At 42.1% G+C, this 1,089-nt stretch carries 1 protein-coding gene; it reads right to left on the bottom strand.

Annotated features, from left to right (window positions below; translation table 11 throughout):
- Positions 1-19: 19 nt before the first annotated feature.
- Complete coding sequence (locus IPZ78_RS17190) at positions 20-955, bottom strand: ISAon1 family transposase (RefSeq protein ID WP_225555209.1); 936 nt, start codon at positions 953-955, stop codon at positions 20-22.
- Positions 956-1,089 lie beyond the last annotated feature (134 nt).

Raw genomic sequence — 1,089 nt, 5'->3', positions numbered from 1 at the left:
CTTGGGGGGATAATCATTTTTAAGCATACAATTTCATCACTCTGTATAGGAAAAAGGTAGTATCTCTTACACCTCGAAACATACTCCTGAATGCCTTAAGTTTTGCATTGAAGGATTCTGCGGACGCGTTTGTACTTCTATTGTCGAAGTAATGTAGAATTTGAGGATGGTTAGCAGCAATTGATTTTGCTACACTCTCAAATGAAGCAATTCCCGCATTTTCTACTTGATTGTGCCACAGTCCTAACTTTGTAAAAGCAACTTTTTTATCCTTACATTTATTGAAGATGTCACCTAAGGCAACACCAAGATCATAAGCCTGTTTTAACTTTGGAAAGCGCATCAACAACAATTCAGCTCGTTGTTTTTGGTTTTCGGACCATCTGCTTGGATGCTTGAACAAAAGGTGTCTAGATCGAGCCAATAGTTGCTTGAGTGTATCTCCATTAGGAAGTAACTCAGGCTCATATGCAATTCCTTGCTTTCGAGATTCTATTATCTTCTTGCTTTCTGTATCCAATACCTCCCAACGATACTTGATGCGGAGTTCCTGCACGGCATCGTAAGCCAGCTTTTGGACATGGAACCGGTCGACTACACGTCTAGCATTTCTGAAACATCTACGGATAGCTTTGGCCATGTTGGGAGCCATATCCATGGTAACCTCTTTTACTTGATTCCTTGATCGCAAGGGTATTCGCTCAAGAACAGCCATGATATCTTCAGCTTTAGTGCCTTTAATAGTTGCTAGAATCGTTCCTTTACGCCCTTTGGCCGATTTACTGCTAACAATGGTATATAATTCACCGTTGCTGAAGCTGGTCTCATCGATGCTCAGGCGTTCAGAGATATTTTCAGCAAACAATGTCCAACTCTCTGCATGTGGCTTTTGGTCCCAATCATGGAAGTCACTCAAGTGGTTCTTGTATTGATCCTGTAGCTGCTTGCCGTCCATCTGGAAGAACAGACCTACCAATTGAGCGCTTACAGGATGATTATCCAAATATCTTCTTTAAAAAAAGCCCGAATTCCGTTGTCATTCGAGTACCCTCACGCACCAGGTTCCAATCTCTTGTGACGATCTCTCCG

The organism is Sphingobacterium bovistauri (genome assembly GCF_020295405.1).
Lineage (GTDB): Bacteria > Bacteroidota > Bacteroidia > Sphingobacteriales > Sphingobacteriaceae > Sphingobacterium > Sphingobacterium bovistauri.
Note: the sequence above shows the minus strand (reverse complement) of the source record. Positions and strands in the feature narration are given on the sequence as shown.